At 47.8% G+C, this 25,649-nt stretch carries 24 protein-coding genes; 8 read left to right on the top strand and 16 right to left on the bottom strand.

The window, feature by feature from the left end:
* Positions 1 to 439 precede the first annotated feature (439 nt).
* The gene (locus E2I14_RS03175; RefSeq protein WP_133325315.1) at positions 440 to 670 is read right to left on the bottom strand and encodes a hypothetical protein; all 231 of its coding nucleotides are present in this window, start codon (positions 668 to 670) and stop codon (positions 440 to 442) included.
* 505 nt (positions 671 to 1,175) lie between these two features.
* Positions 1,176 to 1,688, bottom strand: a complete 513-nt coding sequence (locus E2I14_RS03170; protein ID WP_133325313.1) for a hypothetical protein — start codon at positions 1,686 to 1,688, stop codon at positions 1,176 to 1,178.
* Between the two features lie 213 nt (positions 1,689 to 1,901).
* Here E2I14_RS03170 and E2I14_RS03165 point away from each other — a divergent pair, with 213 nt between their 5' ends.
* The gene (locus E2I14_RS03165) at positions 1,902 to 2,393 is read left to right on the top strand and encodes a winged helix-turn-helix domain-containing protein (protein ID WP_133325311.1); all 492 of its coding nucleotides are present in this window, start codon (positions 1,902 to 1,904) and stop codon (positions 2,391 to 2,393) included.
* A 26-nt stretch (positions 2,394 to 2,419) separates the two neighbouring features.
* On the opposite strand, the gene E2I14_RS03160 is transcribed toward E2I14_RS03165, so the two are convergent.
* From E2I14_RS03160 to E2I14_RS03140, 5 genes are all read right to left on the bottom strand, one after another.
* The gene (locus tag E2I14_RS03160; protein ID WP_133325309.1) at positions 2,420 to 3,751 is read right to left on the bottom strand and encodes a glycoside hydrolase family 18 protein; all 1,332 of its coding nucleotides are present in this window, start codon (positions 3,749 to 3,751) and stop codon (positions 2,420 to 2,422) included.
* Between the two features lie 16 nt (positions 3,752 to 3,767).
* Positions 3,768 to 5,060 carry an ABC transporter ATP-binding protein gene (locus tag E2I14_RS03155; protein WP_133325307.1) on the bottom strand — a complete coding sequence of 431 codons (1,293 nt, stop codon included), beginning with the start codon at positions 5,058 to 5,060 and terminating at the stop codon, positions 3,768 to 3,770.
* Positions 5,061 to 5,072: 12 nt separating this feature from the next.
* Entirely contained in the window at positions 5,073 to 6,815 is a 1,743-nt protein-coding gene (locus E2I14_RS03150; RefSeq protein WP_133325305.1) for an ABC transporter permease, read from the bottom strand.
* A 464-nt stretch (positions 6,816 to 7,279) separates the two neighbouring features.
* Entirely contained in the window at positions 7,280 to 8,863 is a 1,584-nt protein-coding gene (locus tag E2I14_RS03145) for a methyl-accepting chemotaxis protein (RefSeq protein WP_165967735.1), read from the bottom strand.
* Positions 8,864 to 8,920: 57 nt separating this feature from the next.
* Positions 8,921 to 10,309, bottom strand: coding sequence for an aldehyde dehydrogenase family protein (locus E2I14_RS03140; protein WP_133325301.1), 1,389 nt, complete (start codon positions 10,307 to 10,309; stop codon positions 8,921 to 8,923).
* Positions 10,310 to 10,577: 268 nt separating this feature from the next.
* Between E2I14_RS03140 and E2I14_RS03135 the strand changes: the two genes are divergently transcribed.
* Positions 10,578 to 11,324, top strand: a complete 747-nt coding sequence (locus E2I14_RS03135) for an SAM-dependent methyltransferase (RefSeq protein ID WP_133325299.1) — start codon at positions 10,578 to 10,580, stop codon at positions 11,322 to 11,324.
* Between the two features lie 94 nt (positions 11,325 to 11,418).
* Here E2I14_RS03135 and E2I14_RS03130 read toward each other — a convergent pair whose 3' ends face one another.
* The 7 genes from E2I14_RS03130 to E2I14_RS03100 all read right to left on the bottom strand — a co-directional run bounded on the left by E2I14_RS03130 (position 11,419) and on the right by E2I14_RS03100 (position 18,821).
* Positions 11,419 to 13,017 carry an ABC-F family ATPase gene (locus E2I14_RS03130; RefSeq protein ID WP_133325297.1) on the bottom strand — a complete coding sequence of 533 codons (1,599 nt, stop codon included), beginning with the start codon at positions 13,015 to 13,017 and terminating at the stop codon, positions 11,419 to 11,421.
* Between the two features lie 133 nt (positions 13,018 to 13,150).
* Positions 13,151 to 14,185, bottom strand: coding sequence for a muramoyltetrapeptide carboxypeptidase (ldcA, locus tag E2I14_RS03125; RefSeq protein WP_227544566.1), 1,035 nt, complete (start codon positions 14,183 to 14,185; stop codon positions 13,151 to 13,153).
* Entirely contained in the window at positions 14,116 to 14,631 is a 516-nt protein-coding gene (tadA, locus tag E2I14_RS03120) for a tRNA adenosine(34) deaminase TadA (RefSeq protein WP_133325293.1), read from the bottom strand. Before tadA ends, ldcA begins: the two co-directional genes overlap by 70 nt.
* Complete coding sequence (gene queD, locus E2I14_RS03115; RefSeq protein ID WP_133325291.1) at positions 14,612 to 15,070, bottom strand: 6-carboxytetrahydropterin synthase QueD; 459 nt, start codon at positions 15,068 to 15,070, stop codon at positions 14,612 to 14,614. The genes tadA and queD overlap by 20 nt, the downstream gene beginning before the upstream one ends.
* Before the next feature lie 117 nt (positions 15,071 to 15,187).
* On the bottom strand, positions 15,188 to 15,823 hold the full coding sequence (gene queE, locus E2I14_RS03110; protein ID WP_133325289.1) for a 7-carboxy-7-deazaguanine synthase: 636 nt from the start codon (positions 15,821 to 15,823) through the stop codon (positions 15,188 to 15,190).
* Between the two features lie 575 nt (positions 15,824 to 16,398).
* Entirely contained in the window at positions 16,399 to 17,550 is a 1,152-nt protein-coding gene (locus tag E2I14_RS03105; protein WP_133325287.1) for a radical SAM protein, read from the bottom strand.
* A gap of 317 nt (positions 17,551 to 17,867) precedes the next feature.
* A complete protein-coding gene (locus E2I14_RS03100; protein ID WP_133325285.1) occupies positions 17,868 to 18,821 on the bottom strand; it encodes a LysR family transcriptional regulator in 954 nt (317 codons plus the stop codon).
* A gap of 172 nt (positions 18,822 to 18,993) precedes the next feature.
* Here E2I14_RS03100 and E2I14_RS03095 point away from each other — a divergent pair, with 172 nt between their 5' ends.
* The 5 genes from E2I14_RS03095 (at position 18,994) to E2I14_RS03075 (ending at position 22,703) form a co-directional block, all read left to right on the top strand.
* A complete protein-coding gene (locus tag E2I14_RS03095) occupies positions 18,994 to 19,542 on the top strand; it encodes an NAD(P)H-dependent oxidoreductase (RefSeq protein ID WP_133325283.1) in 549 nt (182 codons plus the stop codon).
* 56 nt (positions 19,543 to 19,598) lie between these two features.
* Positions 19,599 to 19,892, top strand: coding sequence for a superoxide dismutase (locus E2I14_RS03090; protein ID WP_133325281.1), 294 nt, complete (start codon positions 19,599 to 19,601; stop codon positions 19,890 to 19,892).
* A gap of 167 nt (positions 19,893 to 20,059) precedes the next feature.
* Entirely contained in the window at positions 20,060 to 21,076 is a 1,017-nt protein-coding gene (locus E2I14_RS03085) for an alpha/beta hydrolase (protein ID WP_206105565.1), read from the top strand.
* Positions 21,077 to 21,108: 32 nt separating this feature from the next.
* On the top strand, positions 21,109 to 22,059 hold the full coding sequence (locus E2I14_RS03080) for an aldo/keto reductase (protein WP_133325279.1): 951 nt from the start codon (positions 21,109 to 21,111) through the stop codon (positions 22,057 to 22,059).
* A gap of 434 nt (positions 22,060 to 22,493) precedes the next feature.
* A complete protein-coding gene (locus E2I14_RS03075; RefSeq protein WP_133325277.1) occupies positions 22,494 to 22,703 on the top strand; it encodes a hypothetical protein in 210 nt (69 codons plus the stop codon).
* 3 nt (positions 22,704 to 22,706) lie between these two features.
* Here E2I14_RS03075 and E2I14_RS03070 read toward each other — a convergent pair whose 3' ends face one another.
* Both E2I14_RS03070 and E2I14_RS03065 read right to left on the bottom strand, forming a co-directional pair.
* Entirely contained in the window at positions 22,707 to 23,420 is a 714-nt protein-coding gene (locus E2I14_RS03070; protein ID WP_165967734.1) for a PP2C family protein-serine/threonine phosphatase, read from the bottom strand.
* Positions 23,413 to 24,771: a serine/threonine-protein kinase gene (locus tag E2I14_RS03065; RefSeq protein WP_133325275.1), complete on the bottom strand. Its 1,359-nt coding sequence runs from the start codon at positions 24,769 to 24,771 to the stop codon at positions 23,413 to 23,415. Before E2I14_RS03065 ends, E2I14_RS03070 begins: the two co-directional genes overlap by 8 nt.
* Before the next feature lie 307 nt (positions 24,772 to 25,078).
* On the opposite strand from E2I14_RS03065, the gene E2I14_RS03060 reads away from it, so the two are divergent.
* Positions 25,079 to 25,648, top strand: a complete 570-nt coding sequence (locus E2I14_RS03060; protein ID WP_133325274.1) for a recombinase family protein — start codon at positions 25,079 to 25,081, stop codon at positions 25,646 to 25,648.
* Position 25,649: the final 1 nt, after the last annotated feature.

The following is a 25,649-nucleotide window of genomic DNA, read 5'->3' as shown; positions in this document are numbered from 1 at the left end:
TGTCTAAATGAAAAATCTAATACATCGCCGCTGCTACTGTTTGGCCAAATCGGACGAAGAAACCATCGCTAGTCGTCCACTTTTACTCTAACAAGTGGCACTTAAGGATAGTTAACATCCAGCAATTTACAATCAAAAAGTTGATATTTTGAAATAAATGCGACTTTTAACCTAAGGAATAAAAGTCCGAGGAACTGAGTTGAGGGTGTGAAGGTTTGATGGAATTTGAAAAAAACGGTAATTCGAGATCGGCCGAATTAGATGCAGGCAGAAAACGTCGGTGGCGATTTGAGAAGAAAACAAAGGCAAATGGAGTGCGCTCGATCGCACCGCCATGCAGAACAATCACTGAATTAGTCGCAAGGCAAAGCGAGAGGGAATGGAAATGATGAGTCAGCCCGCCGATTTGGCACAAACTGCAAAATCTGCACAACCCGCGCTATTTAGCCGATTCAATAAACAGTTTGATTTCTTGTTGAACGTCAACCCACTGATTCCACGCATCTTCCGCAGCATCGATTTCGGCGACATTGATTGTTAGGTTGCCGGTTTCCAGTGCCAGCCTAACATTGCCCATCAGGGGAGAAAAATGCTGGATGTAATTTTGTTTAGCGTTATCGAATTCATCGCACAATAATTCCCATTTCCATTGGATTTCGTTTGTCGTCATCGACTTCTTTCAGAATAGTTTTCAAACGAATTAATCAGATTGGCGGAAATAAATCGCTACCTGCAGCAAACCGCTTCACCCCACATCTCTAACGGATTGCAAATGATATAGGCCAACGGGCCGCGCGATGACGAATATCGCAACCAGAAACAACTCCTTAGCAAAACTTAATTTATTAAATTTTTTTAATAACAGCCGATGGTTGGTCGAGGAGGTCAACAAGTAGGCATCAATACGGCGATTACAACTTGCCGCTCCGTTTGCTTGGAACAATTCCAAGGATTACTTGTGGGCCGAGACAATTGCGCTTAATTTGAACTTACTACTAAGAGAGGAGTGAACTGCAGGCCGACTAGTTATCGGCCAGAGGATTGAGAAATGGTCGAAGCGAGTAATTTATTTAGCGGTGAATTCTCGCGCTAAACACAAAAACGCGAGCAACAAGCAAAGGTGGCTTGCTACTTCGCGCTCTGGCAATACTTTTCAATAGCGAGTTTTTTTGAAATCAGGATTCTGATGACGGTAACTTGTCGATTTTGATGCCATCAGCGAAGATTCGGGCTTCCCGCGCCAAGCGCGCCGCCTCGGATGCGGCATCGGTTGCGCGTACGGTCGCAGCCGCTGCTTCGGCTGAGGCTTGACCAGATGATTCTTCGGCTAAATGCGCCGCGGCCAAGGCTGCTGCGGCCGCTGCTGCTGCGGCGGCGGCAGCCGCATTTAAGGCGGAAGCGGCAGCGGCGGTGGCGGCCTCAACGGCTTGTTCTGCTGCGATCGAAAACGAGTGCTGGGAAGCGTCTTTCGCTGCTGCGGCGGCTTTGCGGCAAGCTTGCACCGAGAACTCGGCCGCATCGGCTGCATTTTTTGCCGCAGTCATTGAGTTATTGGTGAGTTCTTTGAGCGAACCTAATATGTCGTTATACCGCTTGGTCACCACCACATAGCCCTGCCGCAGCTCTTTAAATTCAGCTTCTAAGGAAGATAGCTTGGCAAAAATTATTTTTTCCGATTCTGACGACATTGGGTTCTATCCGGTAATCATGAGGGCGCGTCTATAAAATTGTTAAGCCGCTAGCGGATCATACGGGTTTATGTGGATTTAGGTCAATAAAGTTTCTGCCCATAAATCTTATTGTCCTGTAGAAATTATGTGTAAAATCCAATCATTACTTCATTCAATTCGATTGATCTCAGCAATACGATCACCAATGAGAGATAAGCTCAAAGGACCTCCATGGAAATTTACAGCAAAATTGAGCGATTAATCCAATCCGATAGCAACGTGCACCAAATTTTCGCTAGGATTGAAATGGGAATTCAAGAGTTACTCCATTTGAATGACGTCATCGAGCAGCAAAATTCCGCAGCTTTACTCAACTTCTATTCGCAACCGAGCGCAGCGGAAGCCAAGGTTGGAACCAACGAGTTGTCGATTGCGGATTTAAAATTGGATCGCATGAGCAGAAAAGTGACGCGCGCTGGCAAAAAATTGGTGCTCAAACCACGTGAATTTACGTTGTTGGAATTCATGCTGCTAAACCAAAAACAAGTGCTGACACGGCAAATTCTGCTTGAGAATGTGTGGGAATATTATTTCGATCCCAAAACCAATTTTTTAGAAGTCCACATTAGCAATCTAAGAAAAAAGATCGATGGCAATGCCAAGCTGCGCTTGGTACGCACTGTTCGAAATATTGGCTATACCTTGAGCGACAGCGAAGACTAAATTTATCGCTGGGCTAGCAATTGACTTTACCGGCCCAACAAATCTTTCGCCACGACTTTGCCCAAGGTTTGATTTTTATCCGCGTTTAATTCCCAAAACATCGCGCCTTTTAAGCCTTTTTTGAGTAGGTAGTTGGTCTTAGCGTGAATCGCTTGTTCGTCCTCGTAGCTAATAAAGGTGCCCGAAGTCGGGCTATATAAATACGGCGCTTGGGCGGCTTCGTTCCAATAGCGCGTAAAACCTAGTCCGCCGATGGTGAACAATCCCTGCTCATCTTTGTGCAAATAACCTTGTCCGGTTAAATCACTGAAATTAAAGTTCGATCCGGTGTTATTCACACCGCCTTTACACGGCTGGAATAAGCCGTCATTGTTTGGCCCAGGTTTGCAGGAAGCCCAGCCGTAGCCATAAAACGCCAAGCCCAAGACCAACTTATCAGCCGGAACGTAACGCAGCGTCATGCTAACCATTGCGTCGCCATTGCTGACCTTGGCGTTCGGAATACGATCATGTTTATCGCGGTATAAGCCCGAATGCAAGCCGCTGGTGGCATCGAACGGACTGCGATAGTCGTAGTTCATGATGTTGATCCAATCAAGACTGCGCGCCAAGGCGGTGAGCCAATTCTCATTACCAACTTGACCTTGAATGTATTTAGGCGATGCAGCAGACGCGATCGTAATGTAGTAGCGCTTGCCGTCTTCTAAAGACGCTTGCACCAGTGTTTGGCGCAGCGTTTGGACTAACAGAACAAAATTTTTCTTATCATTTGGATTGTCACAGATTCGCCCTTCGGTGCATGGAATACCGATATTGCCCGGAAATTCCCAATCAATATCGATCCCATCGAAATGGTAAGTACGCAAAAATGCCAACGCGGACTTGGCGAAATTATCGCGCGTTGCTTGCGTTGCGGCGGTGACAGAAAAACGATTTGACCAGTTCCAACCACCAACCGAGGCGAATAATTTTAACTTGGGATTATCGTTTTTTAACGCGACCAATTTACCCAGATTGTCATGTCCTTGGCCGTTCAAGGTCGTATCCCACAGTGGATTACCTAAAACGATAGAACCATTGGGTGGAGTAATTTTAGTACCGCTGCTATCCAAGCAATCGGCCACATCAGGCGGCTCGGTAACACCGGGATTGCCGTGTTGTCCGTCCCAGCAAATATCCAAAAAGGCGTAATTAATGGCGGTCAAATTCTTTGCATTAATGCTCGCTGAGCTAATCGTTGCGGGTTGTGCGCCGACCACTTTCCAGCCGGGGAAATAGCCGATTATTTCTAAATTCGATTGCGCAAAAACATAAATAGGGAGCAGCGATAAGGCGAATGCAAAGACGATTTTTTTCATGGGTCTCGATTAAAAATTATTCCGCGTCAGGTAACTTCAACATACCGGTATGGTAATTGTATTCATACATTTCACCATAACGGCCCCACTCCACCGCCACTTCCAGCATTTGCTGCGCTTCTTCGGCCGACAAGAATTCTTCCAGTAAATTGAGGAAGGGTTCTTTGCGAATTTCGCCTGATTTTTCCATCTTCAAGCTGTGGTGAATACGCGCTGCCAGCGGTACGTTTTGCAATAATTGTTGCCCGAACAAATGCTTGCGGAACGCTTGATCGGCTTGGCAATAACGTTGGCCCACCGCGGTTAAATGAATATCACCGTGTTCGATATGCACCAAGCCCATCAGGCGCAAGGCTTCATACACGGGGAATAAATCATCATCCGACAAGCCAGCTTCTTCGGCCAGTTTCGGCAAGTCGGCGCGACCATTAAATGGTTCGTCAGCCAGCATTTCCAATAAGCCTTCCATCTGGCTAATATCGGCTTCCGGTAAGCGGTAAGCTTGTTGCTGTGCGTCGCCTTTGCCATCGGATTCGGCCGCCGTTGGACGCGCTGTCATCAAGGTATACACCTCGTCGATCAAGGCGCGCACTTCGGGTGAATCTTCGGAGCGTTCACGTGGCAACGACACTTTGATTTCAGCCCGTACACGACCAGGATCGCTAGAGAAAATCAAAATACGATCAGCCATCATCACGGCTTCTTCGATATTGTGCGACACGATCAAGATCCCCTTCATCGGGGTCTTTTTGCCTTCCCACAACTCCAACATATCGTTACGCAAAGTTTCCGCAGTCAATACGTCCAAGGCGGAGAACGCTTCGTCCATTAGCAACACTTCGGGCTTCATCACCAAGGCGCGCGCAATACCGACACGTTGCTTCATACCGCCGGATAATTCGCGCGGTAACGCGCCTTCAAAACCAGCTAAACCGATCATTTCAATCGCTTGTTCGGCTTGCTCAGCGCGAACTTCTTTGGGTATGCCTTGCGCTTCTAAACCCAACTCAACGTTTTGTTGCACGGTCAACCAAGGAAACAGGGCAAACGATTGAAACACCATTGCAATCCCGCGTGCCGGACCAAACAATTGCTGGCCGCGATAAGTCACTTGGCCTTTTTCGGCTGGCAGGAGTCCGGCCATAATCCGCAACAAAGTCGATTTACCCGAGCCGGATTTGCCCAGCAAGGCGACGATTTCACCATCTTGCAACGTGAAGTCCACGTCTTCTAACACCACGCGATCGGAGCCGTCAGCGGTTCGGAAATTTTTACCAACGCCAGTTAAATTAATTAATGGTTGATTCATTTATTTGACCTTTTAGAAACTCATTTTTTCTTCAGCAATGCGATACAACTTGCGCCAGATATAGCGGTTGCAGGCCGTCACGAACACGCACATCACCGCAATTCCCAACGCCACGCGCGGGAAGTCACCCGTTGCGGTGACTTGCGCGATATAGCTGCCTAATCCAGTCGCAGTCAGCGTATTCGGTCCCCAAGTAACGTATTCAGAAACAATACTGGCATTCCACGAGCCGCCCGATGCGGTAATCGCGCCGGTGACAAAGCTTGGGAAAACGGCTGGCAACAAGAACCGCTTCCAACGCATCCATCCTTTTAAACCAAAGTTGTCCGCCGCATAGCCCAACTCAGTTGGAATAATACTGGCACCGGCAATCACGTTAAATAAGATGTACCACTGCGTACCGAACACCATTAAGGGCGTGAGCCAAATGTCGGGGTTGAGGTGAAATTTGACCAGCACGATAACGACTAACGGGAACATAAAGTTAGCTGGGAAAGCCGCCATAAACTGCGCCACCGGTTGCATGCGCTCGGCATATTTCGGATTAAGTCCAATCCACACCCCAATCGGCACCCAAACCAAGGACGCCAAACTAATCATGATCACCACGCGGGTCAACGTCAAAATGCCGTACCAGAAGACTCGCAGCACTTCACCCCAACCGACTGCGCTATGAATATAGGTAGTGATTTTCCAGATCGCCAACATGACTAAGGCGGCGATAATAGCGTCGCTCACGCGTTCGAAGGTCGGATTAATCCGCTCAGGACGCGCCATGATGGATGTGCCATCGTAGTTCTTTTTAAAGAGTGCCAAGCCGCGCTCGAAGAAATTCAACAGACGTTCAGTTAAACCCTGCACGGCGTTAGTGCGGCGCAATAAGGTCAGGAACCACGATTCTTGGCCGCCTTGGTCGCCCGTTTGTTCGTACTTGAATTTATTGGCCCACGCAATCAGCGGGCGGAACAAGAGTTGGTCGTAGAGCAAAATTCCAATCAACATCGCAGCAATCGCCCAACCCATGGCGGAGTACTTTTCTTGATTGATCGCATAGGCGATATAGGAACCAATTCCGGGTAATTGAATATTGTGGTTGTTGACGGTGATGGTCTCGCACGCAACCACAAAGAACCAGCCGCCCGACATCGACATCATCATGTTCCACAACAACGCTGGCATCGCAAACGGCAGCTCTAAACGCCAAAAACGCTGCCACGCCGAGAGGTGGAAAATCCGCGCTGCTTCGCGCAAATCAGACGGAACCGTGCGCATCGATTGATACATACTAAAGGCCATATTCCACGCTTGCGAGGTAAAAATCGCAAAGATCGCGGCGCATTCCACACCCAATAAACTACCCGGAAATAAAGCAATAAATCCGGTGACGGTAATCGTCAAAAATCCCAACACCGGAATCGACTGCAAAATGTCCAGCGCTGGCACCATTAATTTTTCAGCCAAACGATAACGCGCCGCTAAGGCAGCAAATACAAAACTGAAAATCAACGACAACAATAAAGCCGTCATCATGCGCAAGGTCGTGCGCAGCAAGTAATACGGTAAATACCAAGGATCAAGCGAGATATCTAAGGGCATCCCGACTTGATAAGGCGAGGTCATTTGCGACGCGCCAAACGCTAGAAAAAATATACAACCCAAAATAATAGGCAAGGCCATCCAATCCCAGCGGTTGGGTTGGTGCGATGCGGAATTATTACGTTGCCAGGCTTGGCCTTTGAATGGGGAATGTTCCATCGAATGAGATACTTTTTTTAGAAATCGGTCTTTTGAGGCATATTGCCCAATGGAAAATAATGCTTTCAAGCTGCACAATTATCCACTTTTTTATCAATTTGCGGCTTACTATTTTTTAAAACACAACGATTTCAACTCTTGGCTGCATCGTAAATCTACCCAGCAAACCAATTTACCAAACGCTAGCTAGTTTTTTACAAAAACCAACCGATCATGGATGGACGACGCCAAGTTAAAACCAATTAAAAATCTAACATTGCATCTTAGGTTTTCCATATGACATCAAAATGACCAATAGCAAAACAATGCTAAATTAACCCCAACGCAGAGTCGATTAGGCACAAAGAGAAACCGAACTAAGCCCAGCCCAGCCTTGCAGTCAAGAGGAGGATTAGCAATGATTAGAATACAAGCGAAGATGGCGCGAAAAAGTATCGCGCCCAGTTAGATAAGCGGGTACTGAGTTAGTTTGCTGCTGAAAGCATCAGCGCATTGGTTGGCCTGCCCATATCACTGAGCTTGAATCCGCTCACAACATCGACTAAACGCTCAACCTGCTCTTGCATGGACGCCGCAGCCGCTGCCGCTTGCTCGACCAACGCGGCATTTTGTTGTGTCACATTATCCATCTGGGTAATGGCTTGATTGATTTGCTCGATGCCGGAATTCTGCTCTTGGCTGGCCATGGTAATTTCAGTAATCACGTCTGCCACTCGGCGCACGCTGGCGACTACGTCGTCCATGGTCGTTCCGGCTTGGTTGACCAATTGAGCACCAGCATCGACTTGCTCAACGGAAGCGCCAATCAATTCTTTGATCTCTTTAGCCGCCCCGGACGAACGTTGGGCCAAATTGCGTACTTCACTCGCCACCACCGCAAATCCGCGACCTTGCTCGCCCGCCCTAGCCGCTTCCACTGCCGCATTTAACGCCAAAATATTAGTTTGGAATGCAATGCCGTCAATGACGCCAATGATATCGACAATTTTTTTGGCGGAGGTATTGATCGAGCCCATCGTCTCAACCACTCTGGCGACCACTTCGCCGCCGTTGGTGGCGATGCTCGAAGCGGACGTCGCCAGCTTATTGGCTTGGCGCGCATTATCGGCATTCTGTTTAACTGTGCTGGTAATTTGCTCCATCGATGAAGCGGTTTCTTCCAAAGAACCTGCTTGCTCCTCTGTGCGCGCCGACAGATCAAGATTGCCCGAGGCGATTTGGTGTGACGCAGTGGCAATGGTATCGGCACCGGTACGAATTTGCTGCACGATTTGCTCAAGGCTATTATTCATATTTTTGAGCGCTTGCATAAGCTGACCGGTTTCATCGGTGCTATCAACAGTAATGTTGGCTGTTAGGTCACCGGACGCGACCGTTTCTGCTACCCGCACCGCGTTTTGGATTGGGATGCGGATTGAACGAGTGATGTAGATACCAATGACAGCACTTAATGCTGTGGCGAACAATGAAAGCACAATCACCGCCCAGGTTCCTGAGCGCACGGTATCGAGCGAATCAGTTCCGTTTTTTTTCATTAAACTTGCCTGGAAAGCGTCCATGGCATTGATCGCATCGAAGTATTTATTCTGCTGAGGAATAACAGAGTTAAATAGCAGTGCGCTGGCCGCTTGTTTGTCGCCGTTGCTGATGAGTGGACGAAGTTGCGCAAGGAAGTCCCGATAAGTCATGCGAGTGCTCAACATTACCGAATATAGTTCCTCACCTTTTGGGGTGTTGATCATTTTTTTCAATTGATCAAAATCGGCATTGATAGCATCTTGCGCTTGTAGGTCTAAGGCCAAAAATTTCTGTTTCTGCTCTGCAGAATCGGTCAACATCGCGTTACGCAGATTTCGCGCTTGCAAATTAACGTTATCTTTAATTTTGGTGACTAAGTCGATTTTGACATAGCGATCATTGACAATCTCGTCAGTTCTAGCGGCAACTTCACGCAAATTAAAGATGCTGGTGAGTGATACTGTGATTAACAGCAATAGCACAGATCCAAAACCGATCGCTAAACGAACACCTATTTTCAAATTTTTCATATTGGCCATCCTCAGTTAAAAGATTCTAGTTCGCCGATACTAATTCATCCTTTTCACCTACCAAATCCGCATGTGATACGACTTGACTCGGGTAAGTTGGGCAAAGCCTAGATGACTCGATGAGACACCCCGACCGCTTTGTTTTACTCCGCTCCAGGCCAAAGTCGGGTCGTGATAATCGCAGCGATTCATCAGCCAAGTGCCGGTCTGCACTTGTGCACCAATCGCCATCGCCGCTTTAATGTCTTGTGTGAACACCGAAGCACTTAAGCCGTAATCGCTGTCGTTCATCAACTCAATCGCTTCGGCATCGCTTTTCACCGGCATAACGCCAACCACCGGACCGAAGCTGTCTTCCTTCATGATCGCCATGCTGTGATCAGCGTCATACAGAATTTGCGGTGCCATGTAGCAGGTAGTACTTTGATCTAAGTGATTGTTGGTGTTATCGAGTAGCGTTTTGGCGCCCATACTCATCGACTGCCCCACGATTTCCCGCGCGGTGGTAGCGGCGGCTAGGCGCACCAATGGGCCTAATGTAGTGGCCTTATCGAGCGGATTACCCAGTACATATTTTTGCGCTACCACAGCGGCGCGATTTAAAAAGTTTTGATAACAGGATTCGTGCACATAAACCCGCTGCACGCCCGAACACGATTGTCCCGAATTAAAAAACGCGCCTTCCAACACCGCATCGACCGATTTAGCCAGATCAGCATCGGCCCGCACATAGGCGGGATCAACGCCACTAAGCTCCAACCCAACGCCAATGCAGCGTCCTAATTCAATTTGCTCAACCATTAAACCGCTGCTGCTACTGCCGATAAAACACAGGTAATTAACCTCAGGCGCCATCATCACTAGGCGCGTATCGGCATGCGTGGTGTGCAGATATTGCAGAACGCCTTCGGGCACTCCTGCATCGTGGAACGCTTGAACCAAGCGTTCTGAAACCAAGGGAACTTGCGAGGAATGGCGCAAAATCACGGTATTGCCTGCCAACAAAGCGGTGATTAAGGTATTAACACAAGTGAGCAGCGGGAAATTCCAGGGAGCGATAATGAACACCACGCCATGAGGCTCGCGCCGCATTAGCCTTTGTACTCCGCTGACTTGCGTCGGCAAGACATCGGCCAGCGCACTTTCGGCAATCGAGATTAAGTGGTGGGCGCGTTCTTCAAACAGATTTAGCTCGCCGGGAGTAAAGCGGATTGGTCGCCCCATTTGGCGGGTAATTTCTTCGGCAATGCCGCCTTTGGATTCCATCAAGGTCTCCACACCGCGCCGAATATGTTCAGAGCGCTCGGCAATCGACAATTGCTGCCAGCGCCGCTGTGCAAAAGTGGCTTTGGATAATACCGATTGGACTTCGGCGGGGCTAGCGCAATGCCGTTGTACGAAAACCGTACCGTCAATCGGGCTAATCGTGCTGATATCTTTAAGCATGATCCATCCAGTGGGAAGTTAAACAAATAAGCAACCGAAACATAAGACACATTTCCTGCTAATTCACTTTAGGAGACTAGATGCTGATAGGCAAATATATTTTTGTTAATTTTTTAGTAAAGATAGCGGTTCAAAGGCAATTCACACAAAATAACTGTGTACATTCGACAAGAAATTCACCGCCCGCAACAATTAGCCACCGCAATTACGCTAATTTCTAGAATAAAACACGACTATAATTTCGCTTTCTTTCAAGCCGACCACCATCATGCAAACTGGCGCACTGTATTTGCTCCCGAACACTCTCGGGACCGCCCATCCAAACCAACCGCTGTTCGACGTAATTCCTGTTGCAGTGCAAAAAACCACCGCCCAACTCGGCTACTTTGTTGCCGAAAACGCCAAAACGACGCGCGCCTATTTAAAACTGGTCAACGCCAACTTCGCCCTAGCCAAACCGCTACAAGAAATCAGCATCAGCGAATTAAATATCAATACGAAGGAAAGCGATTTGCCTGCGTTGCTCGATCCATTATTACAGGGCCACGATGTTGGCTTGATCTCCGAAGCGGGCGTGCCAGCGGTAGCCGATCCGGGCGCAAACTTGGTTCGCTTAGCGCATCAACATGGCATCGTCGTGCGCCCATTGGTGGGGCCTTCCTCGTTATTACTATCGGTGATGGCAAGCGGACTAAACGGACAGAGTTTTGCCTTTAACGGCTATTTGCCCACCGATGCGGGACAACGCACTAAGCGCTTGCAAGAGTTAGAACAACGTTCGCGCAAAGACAAACAAACGCAATTATTTATTGAAACGCCCTACCGAAACGCGGCCTTATTGGAAGCCATGTGCGCGAGCTGCCATCCGTCCACGATGGTGTGTGTAGCGACAGATTTAACCTTGGAAACGGAATCGATTCAGACTTGGCCGGTGTCGCATTGGAAGGGTTTGCTGGCCAAAGGAAAGATGCCAGACTTTAATAAAAAGCCGACCGTGTTTTTGTTTTTGGCTTGACGCACTTCAGCCCGACCGCGCATCACGACACAATTTTAGGCAATAAAAAAGGCGCCCGTCAGGACGCCTTTACATCAGAACTCAGTAAATTTAATTACGCTTCAATTCCCTGGCTCTTCAGATATTCTTCATACGTACCTTGGAAATCGACGATTTCGTTCGGCTTGATTTCCAAAATCCGTGTCGCCAAGCTCGATACAAATTCACGATCGTGCGATACAAAAATCAATGTGCCGGCATATTTTTCCAACGCGATATTGAGCGATTCAATCGATTCCATATCCATGTGGTTGGTCGGTTCATCGAGCAATAAAACGTTGTGCCGACCGAGCATTAATTTACCGTACATCATCCGGCCTTTTTCACCACCGGATAAGACTTTCACGGATTTCTTCACTTCGTCTCCGCTAAACAATAAGCGGCCCAAAATCGAACGTACCGCTTGATCGTCGTCCCCTTCTTGCGTCCAGTCGCCCATCCAATCGGTCAACACTTTTCCGTTGGCGAATTCTTCGGTTGGATCTTGTGGCATGTAACCGGGATTGGCGTTTTCTGCCCATTTCACATGACCAGAATCCGCTTGCAAGCTTGGCGCTCCGACGATGCAACGCAACAGAGTGGTTTTACCGACGCCGTTAGCACCAATGATGGCGATGCGCTCACCGGCTTCCACGTTGAAATTGACGTTTTTAAACAAGGTGTAATCGTAGGCTTTGGTGATGCCCTGCACTTCCACGGCCAAACGATGGAGTTTTTTCTCGCCTTCAAAACGGATGTACGGGTTTTGGCGGCTAGACGGTTTGATGTCTTCGATCTTGATTTTATCGATCTGCTTGGCCCGCGAAGTTGCTTGACGCGCTTTGGATTTATTGGCCGAGAAACGACGCACAAAGTCTTGCAATTCAGCGACTTTATCCTTGGCCTTAGCATTGTTAGCCAATTGTTGAGCACGGGCTTGGGACGATGCCAACATGTATTCGTCGTAATTGCCCGGATAAATTTTGAGCGTGCCGTAATCCATATCGGCCATGTGCGTACACACTTGGTTCAAGAAATGGCGATCATGCGAAATGATAATCATGGTCGAATTACGCTGATTCAATACGTCTTCCAACCAACGAATGGTGTTGATATCCAAGTTATTGGTTGGCTCATCGAGCAACAAAATATCCGGATTAGAGAACAGCGCCTGCGCCAATAACACCCGCAATTTCCAACCAGGTGCGATCTCGCTCATTGGGCCTTGGTGCTGAGGAATATCAATCCCCGCGCCCATCAATAATTCACTGGCGCGTGATTCGGCGGTGTAACCATCGTATTCGGCAAACTTCGCTTCCAAATCGGCAGCGCGCATGTAGTCGTCATCGGTGGCTTCTGGATTAGCGTAAATCGCATCGCGTTCTGTCATTGCCGCCCACATTTCAACGTGCCCCATCATCACCACATCGAGCACGCGCATTTCTTCGTAGCCAAATTGATTTTGACCTAATTTACCGAGGCGTTCGCCCACGTCTAACATGACGTTGCCCGAACTTGGCTCCAAGTCGCCGCCCAAGATTTTCATAAAGGTGGATTTACCGCAGCCATTTGCGCCAATCAAACCATAACGGTTGCCGTCGCCAAATTTAACGGAGATGTTTTCAAACAGTGGCTTAGCGCCAAACTGCATAGTGATGTTTGCGGTAGAGAGCACGTAATACCTTTTGCGATAAAAATTTAACCCGCGATTATACCATTCTAACGATGCGTTTTTCTAATCAAATCAACCAACTACGCACCCGAATCGGGTTAGGAAAAATAAAAAATACGGTGAATTAATACTAATTTTACAAATGTGGATAGGAACCAAATTGCAATGTAAATTGCTCGGCATCGCTAACCAAACTCACCTGCGCCCCGACTGGCAGCGTCACTTTATTGGCTACATGACCGAAAGGCAAGCCAGTAATAATGGGAATTGAAATTTTGCTACGGATGAAATCGAGCATGGCATTAAAGTCGTAGCCGTTTTCGTAATCGCTCAAGCGGTAATTGGTAAATTGGCCTAAGACGATGGCTTTTTGGCGCTTCAAGATTCCGGCATGATGCAGTTGCAGCAGCATGCGTTCAACTCGATTGGGCATCTCGTTCACATCTTCCAAGAACAAGATACCGCCTTCGATTAGCGGTATAAATTCGCTGCCAACCAAATGCGCGACCATCGCTAAGTTTCCGCCCCAAAATGTGCCGCTGACGTTGACTGCTGGATTTCCCAAGCTTGGAATGTTGAGCGTGTAAGGCAGGCTGTTAGGCGCGGGGATTAAACACTCTTTTAAACCTTGAAACGAGGCTTCATGGCATTCTTCCGTGCCCAAATCTTCGCAAACCATCGGGCCAGCAAAGCTAATCGTTGCCGTTTTTGCCAACAATCCTAAATGGATGGGTGTGAAATCGCTAAAGCCAACAAACAACTTGCCGCTAGCCGCCAAACGCTCAAAATCAATGTCAGCCAGAATGCGAGAAATGCCGTACCCGCCGCGCATGGCCAAAATTACGTCCACCTCCGAATCGTCAGCCGCTTGATACAACTGCGCCAAACGCGAGGCATCATCGGCGGCAAAACGTTGAAACTTGTGCGCGTGGTTGACGAAATTCTTAACTGCCCAACCGCGTGCTTGCAAACGTTCGATAGCGCGGGCAACGTTAGCTGGCTCTGGGGCGTATCCACTCGGTGCGACGATGGCAATGGTTGGCATGGTGCGGTTAATTTGGTTGAAGTGTTGAGGAATGATTGCTGCTTGAATGACAATTGCTATTTCGATGCTTCTGATTTCTTTTGCAAACGACGCTGGGCAAAAAACTGACTCAACATCGAACTGCATTCTTGCGCCAAAACGCCGCTCGTTAATTCGGTATGGTGATTGAGTTGGGTCTGTTCAAATAAATTTAAGACCGAACCTGCGACACCCGTTTTGGGATCAGTCGCGCCAAACACTACCCGCGCCAAGCGCGCATGCAACATCGCGCCGGCACACATCGCACATGGCTCCAAAGTCACAAATAATTCACAGCCCGGCAAGCGGTAATTGTTTAACTCAAGGCCCGCCGCACGCAGCGCTTGCATCTCCGCGTGTGCGCTTGGGTCGTGCAAACCGATTGGATGATTAAAACCGGTGGCAATCACTTGCCCATCTTTGACTAACACCGCGCCAACGGGGATTTCCCCGCGTTGCGCCGCCAAATCGGCCTGCGCTAACGCTAGCCGCATAAAGTGCGCATCCGATTCTGCTTGCGACGCGAAAGCCGTATTAATCGTGGATGCTGGCATCGTTGATTTCTGCCCAGCAGTTGGGTGTTTCGTACAAGGTGACTTTTTGCAAGGCTAAGCTGCGACCGTAACGATTGTGGTACACACCTTTAAGAATATCGAAGGCGATTTGGGCTAAATTTTCTACCGTCGGCACACGATCAATGACGACTGTTTTGTGGCCGGGCAACGATTTCAAAAAGTCTTTTACCACCGCGTCTTTTTCGTACACGATAAAAGCATGATCCCAAACATTAACCAAATGTTCGTTGGCTAGGGCTTTAATGTCGGAAAAATCCATAATCATGCCGTTATCCGACACGCCGTCTTGCTTTACCACTTCCCCCACCAAAGTAATGAGCAAGGTATAGCGATGCCCATGTAAATTGCGGCATTGGCTGTTGTGGTCGGGAATCCGATGACCTGAATCGAATTCCATTTTGCGGGTAATGGTAAGCATGTTGTGTTGCCTTAATAAGTAACTGGGTACGACTAATTAATTCGGTCAATTCGCCGCAGAAAGAACCGCGAATTGTTGCTTTCAATTTGCGCAAGTCAATTGGCTTGCTGCGCTGTTTTAGGGAATTTGTAAAAGCTTGTGGGTTTGAATACTTAACTTCCAGCGCGGATTATTTTTACAATACGCGATCGCCTTACGAATGTTTTCCGCCTGCAAAGGCCCATCCATGGCCTGTACAAAAAAATGTGTAAAGTCGAGTTCGGCATACTGATCTAATGGCTGACCAAGTTGAGGAATAACGACTTTTAATTCATCGCCTTGGAGGACAACCAATTCGGCGCCCATTTTGGGGCTTACACAGACCCAATCAACGCCCTCTGGAACGGCGATGGTGCCGTTGGTCTCAATGGCGATTTCAAATCCCACCGCATGCATCGCATCGATCAACGCCGCATCCAACTGCATCAATGGTTCGCCGCCCGTAAACACGACGTACTTGGAATCGAGATACGAGCTTGGCCACAAGCCATTAATGGTGGCGGCGAGTTCGTGCGCTTGTTTAAACTTTCCGCCCAGTTCGCCATCTGTGCCAACAAAATCGGTGTCACAAAACTGGCAAACCGCCGTCGCCCGATCCGCTTCCCTGCCCGACCACAAATTGCACCCAGCAAAACGACAAAACACGGCAGGACGCCCAGCATGATTGCCTTCGCCCTGCAAGGTATAAAAAATTTCTTTAACGCTGTAAGTCACTGCACAACTCGCATAATGAGTAGTTAAAATTTTGGCAGAAAACAAACATGCTTTCTGCCAACGAAGCTTCTAATTCCAATCTGCGTAGTCAACCACAACGAATCCGCACCATTAAAAAATATTTTTACAATCAGTACCAAAAGGAAAAACACTCCTTTTTATCGGTAACGCATAACCCAATATTTTATCCGACTTTGCGCTTTTTCGTCGCTAAACGGCACCTAGTTGCCCAGTTATCAGGTCGAAATCGCTCACAACTCATGGAAACGCAGCGCAAATCGCTAGCCAAGTTTTGGCGCTAGTTTCATTTGGTGTCGATTTTTTGTTAAATACAATTTTGAAAAAAATAACAAAAATGGCGAGTATCTAAGGCAAGCTGTGCTTGCTACCCAATAGCTCAACACGAGTTTTATTGCGCAATGAGCGCAGGACGAGACGGAAACGAGGGGCGAGGTTCAATCAAGAATCGCGAGGATGAACAAATAACTAAAATTTACCTAGTTTTAATGGGAAGGCCATCAAATCAGCCACAAACGCCGAGCGTTAACTCAGCCGATTTCTGATTGAAAACCAATTTATGCACCCATTTTAGATAAGGCAAAATCAATGATTTGGTAACGATTAGGATCGGTATTATCGGGCGTGTCGCATTCAGCATTACAGTATTTGCAGGCGCCCTCTTTTGGTTTTAAATTAGCCAAGCCTTTGCGCCATTCAATATATTTTTTCCCCGCATAAATATCGAAAATGCTTTCTTTGAACGCATCGCCAACGATACATGTGTTATGGCGCGGATCGTCGCCGACTAAGGCACAACAAGGCAAAATCGTGCCGGTGTATCCCACAATGAATTGTTTCAGTGGACTGGTACAGGCGGCTGTTCTGGTTTTCTTAATTTGCACATCTAACAGCCCACCTCTATCGTGTCCCACATTGGAATAATCGCGTTGAAATATCTCCAATTCGATCGCTGAGCCGAGTAGCGAAAAATAGATTTCGCGCTTCTTCACAAACTGCTTGAGCACTGGCGTCACCCGCAGCTTGGTGGATAGTTTAAAAATTCTATCGATGATTTCTTCGCTGTTATACGCGGCACCAGGAGCCAAGTGCACGGAAATGTTTAGCCTATCAACGCCAGCATCGATTAATTCATTTAAGTAGTCGTAATCTAAATAGTCGCCATTGGTGAATATCACTATTTTTGCATTCGGTAGAATTTTCGATGCGATCCGAACGACATTCACAATCGATTCGCGGTGCATTAGCGGCTCGTTATAACCCACAAAATGCAGTTCTTTGTCGTAATCGATTTCGGCTAACTCTTTGAGGATATTTTCTAGGACAGAAACATCCAAAAATTTATTGTCGCTAATGCGGTCTAGCGTTGAGTTAGTGCAGTAGTGACATTTGCGATTGCATTGCGACGAGGTTTCTATATCAATGTAATCAACGCCTTGTTTAAATGCTTGCTTTTTCAGCTCGCGATCTGGCAACTCTCGAAAATGTAAGGAACTTAGTATTCGATCACCAAAGATGGAAATCGGGTAATCCGTCGTAGAGAGATTGGCCGAGGCAGTTTCGGAAAATTTAAAAATAGATAAGCGACGTTCTATTTCAAGCTCAGATAACTGCGTAACATCCAATTCGTTAAGAACATTAATTGAATGCGATACCCAGCCGTTGCGCATCAGCGTCTCTGCCAAGTTCAGCTTTCCAAGTATCGACATATATTTCCTCGGTGATTGCCTGTTAATGCCACGGAAAAATCTTAAGCGTAGACATGATTTGACTTAATTCAAGTCAAACAAGTGATGCATCCATTCAACATCCAGTAAAACCCAATCAAATTCACACGAATTAACGGCGAGCTGAGGCGCGCAAGCCCGGCTAATTCAAGACGGCGCAACATGGCAACCGAACCCTGTGCCCAATAGCGCAATTTTCATTATAAAAAGCAATCGATTACGACCAGCGCCTGAATAGAGGGGTAAAGTTGCCGCTTTTTTATTAACCAAGGCAGACGAAGTGATAAATACGGGCTCGATTACGCCTGATAAGGACTCAACTCAGATAGTGGCACGTGCAGTTCGTGCATGTTGGCAAAGGCTTCCAGCAGATAATCAATCGTCACCCGCACACGCGGCGCTACCAAAGCACGATGTGGATATTGAAGCGTCATTTCAAAGCTGCCGGGGTGATGGGAACTCAATAAAAGCAGCTTCAATTCGCCGGTACGCAAGTATTTCCAAGCGTGATGCACGCCCACCTCCGCAATCCCTGCACCAGCGACCGCCATTTGGGTCAGAGTTTCCGGTGATGACATAGTCATGACGGCGGAATCTGTATTGAGCGTTGTAAGGCTTGCGTCATCGGCCAAGAAATTCCAAGGCGATATCCTGCCACCTAGAAAACGTCGGGTCAACAACCGGTGCTTCATCAATTCATCTGGTTTGCGAGGAATACCAAAAGTCTGTAAATACGATGGAGATGCGACCAACACCAGGCGGAATTGACAGACTGTGCGCGATATCAGTGACGAGTCGGCAACGCGTCCGCCGCGTAAGGCGATGTCATAACCATCATGGATTAGGTCAATTACGCGGTCATCGAAATCCACTTCCACCGCCAATCCAGGATACTTAATCAATAAGTTCGGTAACAAAGGAGCGAGCTGCTCTCTGCCGAAGCCTGCGCTGGTGGAAATGCGCACCGAGCCAGTTGGTGCTGCGCGCTGCGAAATTACCGCATCTACCGCCAAATCAAGCGCCTCTAGAGCGACCCGCGCTTGACGCAAAAAAGCTTCGCCCTCGTCAGTCAATTTCAAACTACGTGTGGTGCGGTTCATTAGACGAACACCCAGCGATTTCTCTAGTCCCGCGATATTTTTCCCGACGGCTGCGGACGAAATTCCTAACGCGCGGGCCCCGGCTGCAAAACTGCCCGCATCGGCGGCCTGAACAAACGAAAGTATGGCGCGCACACGCTGCGAAGAGTCCATTTAACAAGCTCCTTTGGCTTAACGACAAGAACATGATTAACAACTTAAAGTTGTGAGATTTTAAACCCGATAGCTCATTTTCTTCAACAATGAAGCAGCCCATAATCATTTCATCGCAGGCTTACATGGATTTATCCAAGCCGCTTAAACTCGTCACCGAAAAGGAAACAACATGAAAACCCTTGTCATTGTCTCCCACCCTTACCCTGAACAATCCCTTGTTATTAAGGCGTTGCAAGAGACTGCCAAGTCACTACCTAATGTCCAAGTGCGCAATTTGGAAACCCTGTATGGCCATGATACTCAAGCTTTCAACGTCGCCGCCGAGCAGCGTGCACATGACGGCGTAGGGCGCGTGGTGTATTTATTCCCTATTCATTGGTTCAACCTGACACCAATGCTCAAAGCCTACCTCAACCAAGTATGGGGCTACGGTTGGGCCTTTGGCCGCGACGGCAACGCTTTGCAAGGTAAGCAAATGCAAGTGGTGGTCTCAACCGGTGCTACTGCCCACACCTATTCCGCCGATGGGTTAATTCATAGCAATATCGATGAAGTCCTAACGCCGATGAAGGCCAGTGCCCTTTACGTCGGTATGACGTATGCCAAACCAGTTGCCTTTTTCGAGGCGATGGGCGCTGGTGCCGAAAAATTGGCCGGCTTTAAAGCAGCCTTGCACACTTTACTGAGTGCTCCGACAGTACAAAACACAGGCAGTTAATCCGCCTTCGACGCATCATTTTTCGAGTATTTTTTTAACGACAAGGACTAATCACCATGAAATTGCTTTGCCTCGACATACCCAATCCAAACGCCACGTTGGAGCAGTACAGCCCGCACTTACACAACGAAGTACGTCACGGATGGGAGCTGTATAAATCTGGCTTCATCCGCGACATATATTTCCGCCAAGATCGCGTCGGCGTTGCCATCATTGCCGAAGCCGATTCGGTCGATGCGGCACGGGCCAAATTAATGGAATTTCCGTTAGCCAAAGTCGATTTAATTGGCTGGGAAATCATTCCATTGGGCCCCATGCTGAATTGGGAAATGTTATTCGCAACACCTTAAGTGCTAGTCCGATTCAATGCCTAATTTGATTCGACGAAAAGCGACGGAAGAAAACTATGGACCGCCGAACTTTTTTACACGCCACATTTGCTACCGGCATAGCGAGCGTTATAGAGCTTGCTGATGTCCATGCGGCACCGCACACACCACCAATCAAAGGAAACGCTATGAAAGACGCGCAAACTTGGGACAAAGTATTCCCAAAAAACGACAACGTAACCCACAGCAAAGTGCAGTTTAAAAATCGCTACGGTATTACCTTGGTGGGTGATTTGTATCAACCAAAGTCGCTGCAACAAGAGCACCAATCATCGGCAGCGTTAGTGCTAGGCGGGCCATTTGGCGCGGTAAAAGAGCAATCGTCTGGACTATACGCGCAAACTCTGGCTGAACGCGGATTCATTACTTTGGCATTCGACTCATCCTTCACTGGAGAAAGTGGGGGCGATGTGCGCAATGTCGCCTCGCCCGATATCCATACAGAAGACTTCAGCGCAGCGGTGGATTACATCGGCTTATTGCCCCACGTAGACCGCAACCGAATAGGCGCAATGGCGATCTGCGGCCTCTCGGGTATGGCGCTAACAGCAGCGACCAGCGATTCCCGCATCAAAGCCGTCGCCACCGCATCGATGTACGACATGTCGCGCAGCATCAGCCGCGGCTATCACGACAGTTACACATTAGATCAACGACATCAGATCATTGACTACCTAAGTCAGCAACGCTGGAACGATGCGGCACAAGGCAACTTTGCGACAGGCCTGCACGAAATCCCGTTCGATGAGCAGGGTCAATTAATCAAAAGCGACAAACTACTTCCCGATCCCTTGCCCATCAACGCCAATCCAGTAATGGCTGCATTCTTCATGTACTACAAGACGACGCGCGGTTTTCACCCACGTTCGATCAACTCCACTACAGCCTGGACTGCCACAACGTCGATGTCCTTTTTCGCGTTTCCCATGATGTCCCAAATCGCGATGATTGCACCGCGACCAATTCTGTTAATTGCTGGAGAAAATGCCCATTCGCGCTACTATTCGGAAGATATTTATCGCTTGGCTGGACAATCCAAAGAATTATTCATCGTGCCAGAGGCAGACCACGTTGACCTATACGATCAAGTAGAAAAAATTCCATTCGATCACATCGAAAAATTTTTCAAAACACATCTGATATGAACAGTGGCAAGCGAAATATCGAAGGAGCAATCATGAAAACCTTACCCAAAATCGCACTCGGAACATGGTCATGGGGCACCGGCTTTGCTGGTGGCGATCAAGTATTTGGCAACTACCTCGATGCAGGCATCCTGCGTCCAATTTTCGACCTAGCCACAAAAAAAGGATTAGTCCTGTGGGACACTGCCGCGGTCTATGGCATGGGAGCGTCCGAGACAATTTTGGGCGAATTCATCAAATCAAGCCGACGCGATGAATTAATATTGTCCACTAAATTCACGCCTCAATTGGCCAGCAAGAACGCCGATAATCCAGTTGCCGATTTATTGGAACAAAGTTGCAAACGACTAGGTACCGAAATCATCGACCTGTACTGGATTCATAACCCGACCCAGATCAACGAATGGACGCACTACCTTGTGCCGCTGCTGCAAAGTGGCACGATCAAGCGCGTGGGAGTATCCAATCACAATTTAGCAGAAATCCAACTAGTCAACAACACGCTAAAGCAAGCTGGGTTTGAAATCTCGGCAATACAAAACCATTACAGTCTGTTGTATCGCTCCTCCGAGCATGCCGGCATTCTGGACTACTGCAAGCAAAATAACATCACGTTCTTTGCCTATTTAGTGCTTGAACAAGGTGCGCTATCGGGCAAATACGATGCCAATCACCCGCTCCCGGAAGGCAGTGGCCGAGCCGCGACCTACAACGAAGCTTTACCGCAGCTTCAAAAGTTGACCGATAGAATGCGAGAAATCGGAGCAACTAAAAACGCCTCAGTAGCACAAATCGCTATTGCGTGGGCCATCGCCAAAGGTACGCTACCTATTATTGGCGTGACCAAACTCAAGCATGTCGAGGATGCGGCAGCAGCCATAGCGCTTAAATTATCGTTTGATGAAACTCGTGCGCTTGAAGCATTGGCGGATCAAGCTGGTGTCAATACCAAAGGAGCTTGGGAGAAGCCCATGCATAGCTAATCTAGCGCTTGAAGTTAAACCAGCAAAGATCATGCTTCTAGTTGAAGCGCTGGCTACAATTGCATGAGCACCACGGCATCCTTCCAATAAAAAAGCCATTGATAATCGAGAGATCATCAATGGCATCGTTTTAAACTCGGCGAAGTCATGTGATTAGCACATGAAATCATTCCCACTCAATAAATACATACATAATTTATCCATTAAAATCAATAGCTTGCATTTAGTGTGTAACTTTTGTGTAAGTGCGTGGATTTATTGCTTTGGAATAAACCACGAATTTCTTCAATAAAATCAATGCCACAAGGAAAGAAACTTACGCACTGTGCGGCAAAATTCAACCCGCTATTTTATCCGACTTTGAAGTGTTCAGTCGCTAAAGTGCCATCATTAATCCGGATAATGCTTTGAAAATACCTTCATGTGACGCCAATATGAATAATGAAGCTAGACTTATTGATAATATTCTCATTGGCCGCCGTACTGTTTTCCCTGAAATTTTTGCTGTGCATATTTCAACGCAAGACCATATGTGTAGCCTTTCTAGCTACACACATGATGAATGGGATAAAGAAATGATTTCGCTACCATTAACTTACTTTCAAACCATACTTCAAGGCCACTATTTGAAGGCTGGTCACTAACAACTATTGCCCATCTTTCATGTTTAACTCAGCACATATTACAGAGGAATCATCAATGATTCCTCGATCAAAAAGCATCGCTTTTAATGCATCAATAAAAGCGGATACATCGTTATTATCGGATGACAACTGAACAATTTCGTGCTTGCCAACCTGCCTATACAAGCCATCCGAAAGAAGAAGAATCCTGTCGCCACGCATTACTTCGAATGACGATTGCTGCAACTCATAGTCGCCCGATCCGTTCAAGGCAGACAGAAGCACATTTTTTCTCGGATAGCGACGGGCACGCTCACGAGAAAGCACGCCTTCATCGATCAACTTTTCGGCTTCTGTTTGGTCTTTCGTGCGAGTCTGAATACCAGCACCTCGCAAATGATAAATTCGCGTGTCCCCAACATGACCAACATAAGCCTTGTCACTATCAAGGATGCAGGTTGTTAAAGTCGTGCTCCATTGTTTATAGTCTGAATTTGCTGCCGCATTTATCCGATTATTCGCCTCGACAAAAACATCAGAAATTTCCGCTGATGAGGCCATCTCTACACATGTTGCAACAGCGAGCCTTGCTGCCTCCCCACCATGAAGGGATGAGCCAACGCCATCGGCTATCACAAGCAGCAGTCGATTACGAGGGAGTATCGCGTTTGCAATAGCGTCGAAGTTCTGCTTTTCGCTTGAAGCAATCGAAAATGATGCAATCTGAAATTCACTCACTTTCAGACACCCACAATCTTTGCAAGGCTGGAGAGAGCTGGCCGCGAGACACGCCTATAGACCGCTCTAGATGATCTATATTCGCATTCAAATCAATGCCTGCAATTTCGACATCTAAAATCATTCGTTCGGCAACAGCGGCATCCAATGTGGTGCCAGCAAGTTGCATGAATCGTCTTTCGACAAACCAGCGATTATGGGAAGTTCCCAATCGAAGCATAGTCAACAGGATACGAGCCTTTACTGCAATATCACCAAGCTCAAAGAGCCATGTCAGCTTATCGGCAATCACATCACAATAATCGAAATCGAATTTCCCCTGCCCTTCGTCAACATAGTCCGTATAGTAGCCAGCAAATGCCATTAACAAATCAGGGGCTTCTGTTGCAAGAGCTTCGAAATGTTGCTTAGAAAAAACTCGAAGTAATAGATCAAACGATCGAGATGTTGGCGACAACTCTTCAAGCAAGAGAAATACATGATCCCAATCTTGGGCGGTTAAGGTACTCTCTGAACGCAGCAATTCGACAATTTGCTCCTCGCGATGCGAGCCAAACTGCGGTGTCTCACCTCTTAACGCTTCGTACAAAGCAGCTCGAACTTCAGCAATTGAGCCATAACGGCGAGCTGCCAATGTCTTTGTACACTTCGATGCAACAAGTCCCACTGCACCCGGAAAATGTACTTCTGTGTAAGGAATTCTGTTAATCGGGCCAGCAAAAATATCAAATAAAATGACCCCAAATGAGAAAATATCTGAGCGTGCTGTTGCTCTCTTAAAATTTGAAATTAATTCTGGTGCAGCATAACGCTCGGTGCCGCCTTGGGCACCGGTCGCAGTAAGAGTAGTTGCGTCACTTGTCGTGACTTTTATTAGGCCGAAATCAGAAAGGGCGTATCGATATGACCCGTCATCATTTCTAATTCGAAGAATATTTTGCGGCTTTAAGTCTCGGTGATATATACCTTGACCATGAATGCCTTCCAATCCGGCTAGTATGTCGAACAAAGCTTGCTGAGGACTTCCGCTTAAGGTGTGATCGCTATCCATGTCATTCGCCAGCGATGCTTCAGCAAGTTCCATTATAAAAAATGGTGGTGTCGCCGACAGGTTGCTACCAAAGACCTTGACTACATTCGGATGGTTAATGCGAGCTTGATAGGTTGCTTCACTAAAAAAACGACGCTTAAGTTCATCAGACGATACATGCCCTTGTGCGATTGCAGTAAGGACTACCGCACTAGGATCAAAAAATTTCAGTGCAAAGTCCACCCCTGCCTCATCGGTTGCTCGATCAACCCTACCGAATGCCCCCCGGCCTAGCGTATTTTGGACTTTGTATGTAGCCATTAATTTTGAGTCTTTTATAAGTTAAAATTTGCTGGTAATGGGCTACTCAAGCAGCCACCCTTTTGGTTGAGCATGCCCAAACCTCCCCCTACCATCACTGCCACACATCTAGGCAATGACGATAACCCTACATAGTACCTGACTTCGCGGGTATCAGGATTAACACCCTGTGGCAATAGGGTTTACCCGTATGCCACAGTAGCAAACCCCAGCGAAACCGTTGCATATTTTGTCGCGAAATAGATACATCTGTTGCACAATAGTCCAACGACTTTAATGCAACGAATCGGCGGGAGGCCTTGCAACAATGAGCATCATTTCCTATCTGCGTGTCTCGACAAGCGAGCAAACTGTGCAGAACCAGCGTCAGGCAATCATCGCTGGCGGCTGGCAAGTTGACAAGGAATTTGCCGACGAAGCAGTCAGCGGCACAACCAACGCAAACCACCGCACGGGCTGGTCAGCATGTTTGGCGTATGTACGGGAAGGAGACACGCTTGTTGTCTATGCATTAGACAGGCTTGGCCGCAGCACTGTTGATGTGCTGACGCAAATTGCACTGCTGTCCGAGCGTGGGATACGCTTGGTCATCTTGAAACAAGGCTTTGACACTGACACGCCAGCCGGAAAGCTGGCACTGACCATGTTTGCCGCTTTCGCTGAGTTTGAGCACGGTATCCGCAAGGAACGGCAAATCGAAGGTATTACACGGGCACGAGCTGAAGGGAAGTATCAAGGCCGCAAACCAAAGCTTTCCGCTGAACAGCAAGCAGAATTGCGGCAGCGATATAACGCCAACGAAAACCGCAGCGAATTGGCTCGGCAGTTTGGTATTGATCGAGCCACAGTCCACCGCTACTGCAACACCGTCGCTTGAA

The sequence above is a fragment of the Sapientia aquatica genome (genome assembly GCF_004358105.1).
GTDB lineage: Bacteria > Pseudomonadota > Gammaproteobacteria > Burkholderiales > Burkholderiaceae_D > Solimicrobium > Solimicrobium aquaticum.
Note: the sequence above shows the minus strand (reverse complement) of the source record. Positions and strands in the feature narration are given on the sequence as shown.

Coding starts and splice junctions, on each gene's coding strand:
- E2I14_RS03175 (WP_133325315.1), bottom strand. CDS start 670: ATGACGACAAACGAAATCCAATGGAAATGGGAATTATTGTGCGATGAA.
- E2I14_RS03170 (WP_133325313.1), bottom strand. CDS start 1,688: ATGTCGTCAGAATCGGAAAAAATAATTTTTGCCAAGCTATCTTCCTTA.
- E2I14_RS03165 (WP_133325311.1), top strand. CDS start 1,902: ATGGAAATTTACAGCAAAATTGAGCGATTAATCCAATCCGATAGCAAC.
- E2I14_RS03160 (WP_133325309.1), bottom strand. CDS start 3,751: ATGAAAAAAATCGTCTTTGCATTCGCCTTATCGCTGCTCCCTATTTAT.
- E2I14_RS03155 (WP_133325307.1), bottom strand. CDS start 5,060: ATGAATCAACCATTAATTAATTTAACTGGCGTTGGTAAAAATTTCCGA.
- E2I14_RS03150 (WP_133325305.1), bottom strand. CDS start 6,815: ATGGAACATTCCCCATTCAAAGGCCAAGCCTGGCAACGTAATAATTCC.
- E2I14_RS03145 (WP_165967735.1), bottom strand. CDS start 8,863: ATGAAAAATTTGAAAATAGGTGTTCGTTTAGCGATCGGTTTTGGATCT.
- E2I14_RS03140 (WP_133325301.1), bottom strand. CDS start 10,309: ATGCTTAAAGATATCAGCACGATTAGCCCGATTGACGGTACGGTTTTC.
- E2I14_RS03135 (WP_133325299.1), top strand. CDS start 10,578: ATGCAAACTGGCGCACTGTATTTGCTCCCGAACACTCTCGGGACCGCC.
- ldcA (WP_227544566.1), bottom strand. CDS start 14,185: ATGCAGTTCGATGTTGAGTCAGTTTTTTGCCCAGCGTCGTTTGCAAAA.
- tadA (WP_133325293.1), bottom strand. CDS start 14,631: ATGCCAGCATCCACGATTAATACGGCTTTCGCGTCGCAAGCAGAATCG.
- queD (WP_133325291.1), bottom strand. CDS start 15,070: ATGCTTACCATTACCCGCAAAATGGAATTCGATTCAGGTCATCGGATT.
- E2I14_RS03105 (WP_133325287.1), bottom strand. CDS start 17,550: ATGTCGATACTTGGAAAGCTGAACTTGGCAGAGACGCTGATGCGCAAC.
- E2I14_RS03100 (WP_133325285.1), bottom strand. CDS start 18,821: ATGGACTCTTCGCAGCGTGTGCGCGCCATACTTTCGTTTGTTCAGGCC.
- E2I14_RS03095 (WP_133325283.1), top strand. CDS start 18,994: ATGAAAACCCTTGTCATTGTCTCCCACCCTTACCCTGAACAATCCCTT.
- E2I14_RS03090 (WP_133325281.1), top strand. CDS start 19,599: ATGAAATTGCTTTGCCTCGACATACCCAATCCAAACGCCACGTTGGAG.
- E2I14_RS03085 (WP_206105565.1), top strand. CDS start 20,060: ATGAAAGACGCGCAAACTTGGGACAAAGTATTCCCAAAAAACGACAAC.
- E2I14_RS03080 (WP_133325279.1), top strand. CDS start 21,109: ATGAAAACCTTACCCAAAATCGCACTCGGAACATGGTCATGGGGCACC.
- E2I14_RS03075 (WP_133325277.1), top strand. CDS start 22,494: ATGAATAATGAAGCTAGACTTATTGATAATATTCTCATTGGCCGCCGT.
- E2I14_RS03065 (WP_133325275.1), bottom strand. CDS start 24,771: ATGGCTACATACAAAGTCCAAAATACGCTAGGCCGGGGGGCATTCGGT.
- E2I14_RS03060 (WP_133325274.1), top strand. CDS start 25,079: ATGAGCATCATTTCCTATCTGCGTGTCTCGACAAGCGAGCAAACTGTG.